The 6,053-nt window shown below is 71.7% G+C and carries 5 protein-coding genes; 4 read left to right on the top strand and 1 reads right to left on the bottom strand.

Annotation, left to right across the window (positions count from 1 at the left end; translation table 11 throughout):
• Positions 1-208: 208 nt before the first annotated feature.
• Positions 209-1,792 (bottom strand): alkaline phosphatase D family protein, encoded by a 1,584-nt coding sequence (locus AB0J67_RS16410; protein WP_363482595.1) that lies wholly within the window; start codon positions 1,790-1,792, stop codon positions 209-211.
• Positions 1,793-1,904: 112 nt separating this feature from the next.
• On the opposite strand from AB0J67_RS16410, the gene ftsY reads away from it, so the two are divergent.
• The 4 genes from ftsY to AB0J67_RS16390 all read left to right on the top strand — a co-directional run bounded on the left by ftsY (position 1,905) and on the right by AB0J67_RS16390 (position 6,045).
• Entirely contained in the window at positions 1,905-3,188 is a 1,284-nt protein-coding gene (gene ftsY / locus AB0J67_RS16405; RefSeq protein ID WP_363482592.1) for a signal recognition particle-docking protein FtsY, read from the top strand.
• A gap of 28 nt (positions 3,189-3,216) precedes the next feature.
• Positions 3,217-4,020, top strand: coding sequence for an aminoglycoside phosphotransferase family protein (locus AB0J67_RS16400; protein WP_363482589.1), 804 nt, complete (start codon positions 3,217-3,219; stop codon positions 4,018-4,020).
• A gap of 249 nt (positions 4,021-4,269) precedes the next feature.
• Positions 4,270-5,682 (top strand): ammonium transporter, encoded by a 1,413-nt coding sequence (locus AB0J67_RS16395; RefSeq protein WP_363482586.1) that lies wholly within the window; start codon positions 4,270-4,272, stop codon positions 5,680-5,682.
• Positions 5,683-5,706: 24 nt separating this feature from the next.
• Positions 5,707-6,045: a P-II family nitrogen regulator gene (locus AB0J67_RS16390; protein WP_166386781.1), complete on the top strand. Its 339-nt coding sequence runs from the start codon at positions 5,707-5,709 to the stop codon at positions 6,043-6,045.
• Positions 6,046-6,053: the final 8 nt, after the last annotated feature.

Below are 6,053 nucleotides of genomic sequence, written 5' to 3'. Positions count from 1 at the left end.
CCGCCGCCAAGGCCGACGCCGACAAGCGCGATGCGGCCACCGCCGAAGCGCTTGCCGCCGTGCTGGCGGTGGAGGTCCATCTTCGAGATCATCTTCATCCAGATAGGCCAACGTCCATGAAAACCGGGGACGCCGGCGGGGTGCGGCGGGACGCGGATGGCTCGCCGGGTGCGGGTGGGCTCGTCGGGTGCGGGGTGGGCGGGCCGGGTCAGGTGAGGTCGTGGTGGAGGACGGGGCGCAGGGCGGGGCCCGGGGTGGTGCCCTCGATCACCACCGAGGCGGTACGTCCGCGGTGGGTCAGCGTGGCCACGGCGCTGCCGAAGTACGGCGGCCGCGTCGCGCGCCAGCGCACGGCCGGTCTGGGCACGCCGAAGGCGCGGGCGATCAGGGCCGCGGGGCCGCCGAGCGCCCGCCACCAGCCGACCCGCAGCAGGGTGCGCATGACGCCCTTGATGCTCTGGTGCAGCGGGGAGCAGGTGATCTGGTGCACGGCCGCGGTCGCGCCGGGGATGGTCGCGGGGGCGACGTACGAGTGGTGCACGTCGCCGCCGAGCACGCTGACCGTGGCCGGCCCGCGTACCCCCGCGATCAGGGCGGTCAGCTCGTCGAAGGAGTGCCCGACGGCGGCCCAGTGCTCCAGGTCGTACTTCTGGCGCAGCCGCTCCATCGCACCGTGCCGGGCGGCCAGCACCTCGATCACGGACTCGCCGTGGTGCACCGCGGGCGCCAGCAGCCAGGGCAGGGAGCAGGCCAGGACGAGATGGTCGCAGTCGGCGCGGGTCTGCCCGGCCAGGGCGTCCCACTGCTGCTGCGGCCACATCCGGCGCTCGGCGCCGTCGAGCACCCGGTTGCCGCGGCAGTCCATCAGGATCAGCCTGGTCCGGCCGACGTCGACCGTGCACCCCCACGGGTAGGGGTCGGGCCCGGCGGGCACCGCGACCCGCTCGGCGAACGCGGTCAGCACGGCGGTGGCGTCCTCGCCCGCCCGGATGCGCCGCCACACCGGGTCGGCGTCGCGCTGCGCCGGGGTGAGGTTGCCCAGGTGCTGGAAGAGCCAGTACGACGCGAGCCCGGCGACGATCCGCTCCCGCCACCACGGCTGGGCGCGCACGGCCGCGAGCCAGCCCGCCGAGGAGTTCCAGTCGTCCATGATCTCGTGGTCGTCGAAGATCATGACGCTGGGCACGGTCGACAGCAGCCAGCGCACCGGCGGCTCATCCCACGACTCGTGGTAGAGGTGCACGTACTCGGCGAAGGTCACCACGTGGTCCGGCGGGGAGAGGTCGGGCCGCTGCTGCCCGGCCAGCCAGCGTGTGGTGGGCGCGGACAGGTTGTCGGCGTAGATCTGATCGCCGATCAGCGCCAGCAGGTCCGGCAGCCGGGCCCGGCCGGTGCGGGCGGCGTCGAGCAGCCGCTGCCCGAGGGCCTCCAGCGCGTCGGGGTCGTGCCCCGCGTCGGCGTGGGTGCTGCTGCTGGCCTCGCGGCAGGACCCGAAGACGATCACCGCGTCCGGGTCGCCGGGATCACGAATGGTGATCACCGAGTCCGGGTACCCAGGCTGCGGCCACACCGCCGAGCCGTCCAGCTCGACGGCGTACGCGTGCGCGCCCGCCGGCAGCCCGGACAGCACCACCAGCCCGAGATGGACGCCGAACGCCTCGAACGTGTCCGACGTCACGGTGCGGTCCGCCGCTCGCACGCTCACGCGCGCGGGCCGGTCGGTCTGTACCCAGATGACCGCCTGATCGCCGTCGACACGGCGCAGCAGGGGGCCGAGCAGGAGGGTCGCCACGCCGGTCATCCTCCGGGATGGGGGGCGCGGTGGCCAGGTCCGGGCGTGTCGAAAAGGCGCGCGCGGGCTCCGGTGTGCGCCGACCCGCCTTGGATTTGAGAGGATGCCCGTCATGAAAGACGCGCTCGTCCCCGTACTCGTGATCGTCGCCCTGCTGGTCGTGGCCGGGCTGACGCTCTTTTTCGTGCGCCGGCCGCGCCGTGGTGCGCTGCCGCCCGAGGCGTCCACGAAGCAGGCCGAGCGCCCCGTCATCGAGCGCGGCCGGCAGATCCCGACTGACGTGATCGCCCCGCCCGCGCCCACCGAGCAGCAGCCGGTCGGTGAGAAGCCGGCCGTGGACAAGCCCACCGTGGTGCCCGCGCCCGCCCCGGCGCCGCCGGTGGAGCAGGCGCCGCCGGTCGCGCCGCCGCCGGTCGTCGAGGCCCCGCAGGCCCCGGCCGAGCCGGTCGCGCCCGAGATCGAGACGCCGGAGCCCACCGCGGGCCGCCTGGTCCGGCTGCGCGCCCGCCTGGCCCGCTCCCAGAACGTCTTCGGCAAGGGCCTGCTCGGCCTGCTCTCCCGCGACCACCTGGACGACGACGCCTGGGACGAGGTCGAGGAGAGCCTGATCAGCGCCGACGTGGGCGTGCAGGCAACCACGGAGATCGTGGCGAAGCTGCGCGAGCGCACCCGGGTCCTGGGCACCCGCACCACGGGCGACCTGCGCCGGCTGCTCACCGAGGAGCTGACCGAGGCGCTGGACCCGAAGCTGGACCGCTCCCTGCACACCGGGATCGTCGACGGCAAGCCCTCGGTGATCCTCGTCGTCGGCGTCAACGGCGCCGGCAAGACCACGAGCTGCGGCAAGATCGCCCGGGTGCTGGTGGCCGACGGCCACACGGTGGTGCTGGGCGCCGCCGACACCTTCCGCGCCGCCGCCGCCGACCAGCTCGCCACCTGGGCCAGCCGGGTCGGCGCGCAGGTCGTCCGCGGCCCCGAGGGCGGCGACCCCGCCGCGGTGGCCTTCGACGCGGTCAAGAAGGGCATCGACGCGGGCGTCGACACCGTGCTGATCGACACGGCGGGCCGGCTGCAGAACAAGGTCGGCCTCATGGACGAGCTCGGCAAGATCAAGCGGGTGGTGGAGAAGCACGGCCCGGTCTCGGAGACCCTGCTGGTGCTGGACGCCACCGCGGGCCAGAACGGGCTCAGCCAGGCCCGCGTCTTCACCGAGGTCGCCGATGTCACCGGCGTGGTGCTCACTAAATTGGACGGCACGGCGAAGGGCGGTATCGTGATCGCGGTGCAGCGCGCTCTCGGCATCCCGGTCAAGCTGGTCGGCCTGGGCGAGGGCCCGGACGACCTCGCGCCCTTCGACCCGCAGCAGTTCGTGACCGCCCTGCTGGGCGACGAGTGACGAGCGACGAGCAGCTGACGAGCCGATGGTGACGACCCCTTATCAGGATCCGGCCGAGATCCCGCTGCGCGGCGGCAACGTCAGCACGGTGGTGCGGGTGGGCGAGACGGTGCGCCGCAACGCGGGCCCGTGGACGCCGACCGTGCACGCCCTGCTGCGCCATCTCGAGTACGCCGGCTTCACCGGGTCGCCCCGTGCCCTGGGCATGGACGAGCACGGCCGCGAGGTGCTGTCCTACCTGCCGGGGGAGTGCGGGGAGTACCCGCTGGCCCCGCACTGGGTGACCGACGAGGCGCTGGTCACCGTCGCCACCATGCTGCGGATGTTCCACGACGCGCAGGCGGGCTTCCGCACGCCCGCGGGCGGGGTGTGGCGCTCGTTCGGGCCGCCCCCGCCGGACGCGGAGATCATCTGCCACCACGACGCCGCCCCGCACAACGTCATCTGGCGGCCCGACGGCACGCTCGCGATGATCGACTTCGACCTGGCCTCGCCCGGCTCGCGCATCTACGACGTGGCGTACGCCGCGTGGACCTGGGTGCCGATCTTCAGCGACCGCGACTCGATCACGCTGGGCTGGCACCGGCCGGACCGGCCGCGCCGGCTGCGGCTGTTCGCCGACGCGTACGGGCTGATCCCGCGCGACCGGCACCGTCTGGTGCGCACCATCCGCAAGCGGATCGTGGACCACGTCGAGGGCATCCGCCGCCTCGCCACAGCGGGGGAGCCGGCCTTCGTCCGGATCGTGCAGAAGGGCCACCTTCGGCGGCCGCTTCGCGACCTTCGGCTGATTGACTACGAGCGGTACACGCTGGAGCACGCACTGCGCTGAAACGCGCCATGAATCGTCTCCTCACGTGTGAACATTTCTTCACACGTACGAAACAGATCGTGACGTGCCGGAAACCGAGCAGCGTCACTGCGCGAAACAGGGGTTGGCGATGCTGCCCCCCAACCAGCACCGATGGCACTGCGGCGATCGGACCGGGAGGACACGGAAGGCGGCTCGCCGACACGGCGCGCCCCCGCCGGTCGACCTCGGTGGCTGGGAGGGAGGAACCCACTCACTTAGGAGGGCAGCGTGCTGCTCGCTGAAGATCCACCGACGATCGACACCGGTAACGCTGCGTGGCTGCTGGTCTCGTCCGCTCTGGTGCTGCTCATGACTCCGGGTCTGGCGCTGTTCTACGGCGGCCTGAACCGTGCCAAGGGCGTCCTCAACATGATGATCATGAGCTTCGCCTCCATCGGGCTGGTCTCGATCATCTGGGTCGTCTACGGCTTCACGGCCGCGTTCGGCACCAACGACAACGCGGACCTGAACGCGTACATCGGTAACTTCTCCACGTACCTGGGGATGCCGATCGACAAGACCGGCGAGATCTGGTTCCTGGCCGGCGCGTCGACGGGCATCCCGACCTACGTGTTCGCCATCTTCCAGATGATGTTCGCGATCATCACGGTCGCCCTGATCAGCGGTGCCATCTCGGACCGGGCGAAGTTCGCCGGCTGGCTGGTCTTCGCCTTCGCCTGGGTCACCCTGGTCTACATCCCGGTCGCGCACTGGGTGTGGGGCGGCGGCTTCATCGGCGCCAAGATCTTCGCGCTGGACTTCGCCGGTGGTACGGCGGTCCACATCAACGCCGGTGCCGCGGCGCTGGCGGTGGCCCTGGTGCTCGGCAAGCGCATCGGCTGGCCCAAGGACAAGTTCAAGCCGCACAACGTGCCGTTCGTCGCCCTGGGCGCCGGGCTGCTGTGGTTCGGCTGGTTCGGGTTCAACGCCGGCTCGGAGCTGACCGTCGACGCCATCACCGGTGTCGCGTTCCTGAACACCCAGGTCGCCACGGCGGCCGGCCTGCTCGGCTGGCTCGTCGTCGAGTGGATCCGTGACGGCAAGCCGACCCTGGTCGGCGCATCCTCGGGTGCGGTCGCGGGTCTGGTCGCCATCACCCCGGCCTGCGGTTTCATCCCGACGCTGCCCGCGGTGCTGCTGGGCCTCGTCGCCGGTGCGGTCTGCGCCCTGGCGGTGAGCCTGAAGTACAAGCTCGGCTACGACGACTCGCTCGACGTGGTCGGCGTGCACTTCGTCGGCGGCTGGATCGGCTCGCTGTTCATCGGTCTGTTCGCCAGCACCGAGCTGAACTCCTTCATCACCACGCTGGGCGGCCAGGACGGCCTGTTCTACGGCGGCGGCGCCACCCAGCTGGGTCGCCAGGCGCTGGCCAGCGGCATCGTGACGGTGTTCTCCTTCGTGGTCGCGGGCATCCTCGCCTTCGTGATCGACAAGACCATCGGCTTCCGGATCAAGCCCGAGGCCGAGGTGGAGGGCATCGACGTCGCCGAGCACGCGGAGAGCGGCTACGACCTCTCGTCGTCGAGCGGCAGTGGCAGCGCCGGCGCGTTCTCGCTGGCGGGTATCGCGGGCGGTGCGCCCAAGGCCTCGCAGGCCGATGTGGAAGAGGCGGCACCGGCCACCGAAAAGGTGTCCGGCTAAGGTTCCCGGATGGAGGGGTTGAGCATGAAGCTGGTCACCGCCGTCATCAAGCCGTACCAGTTGGACGCGGTCAAGGAGGCGCTGCACGCCATGGGCGTGGCGGGCCTGACGGTCAGCGAGGTACAGGGCTACGGACGGCAGAAGGGCCACACCGAGGTGTACCGGGGTGCCGAGTACACGGTGGAGTTCCTTCCGAAGATCCGCATCGAGGTGGTCACGGACGAGCTGGACGTGGAGAAGGTCGTCGACTCCATCGTCACCGCCGCCCGGACCGGCAAGATCGGCGACGGGAAGGTGTGGGTCACCGAGGTCTCCGAGGTGGTCCGCGTCCGCACCGGCGAGCGCGGGCTCGACGCGCTCTGACAACCACG

Origin of the sequence: Catellatospora sp. NPDC049609 (genome assembly GCF_040675365.1) — a bacterium.
GTDB lineage: Bacteria > Actinomycetota > Actinomycetes > Mycobacteriales > Micromonosporaceae > Catellatospora.
Note: the sequence above shows the minus strand (reverse complement) of the source record. Positions and strands in the feature narration are given on the sequence as shown.

Coding starts and splice junctions, on each gene's coding strand:
- ftsY (WP_363482592.1), top strand. CDS start 1,905: ATGAAAGACGCGCTCGTCCCCGTACTCGTGATCGTCGCCCTGCTGGTC.
- AB0J67_RS16390 (WP_166386781.1), top strand. CDS start 5,707: ATGAAGCTGGTCACCGCCGTCATCAAGCCGTACCAGTTGGACGCGGTC.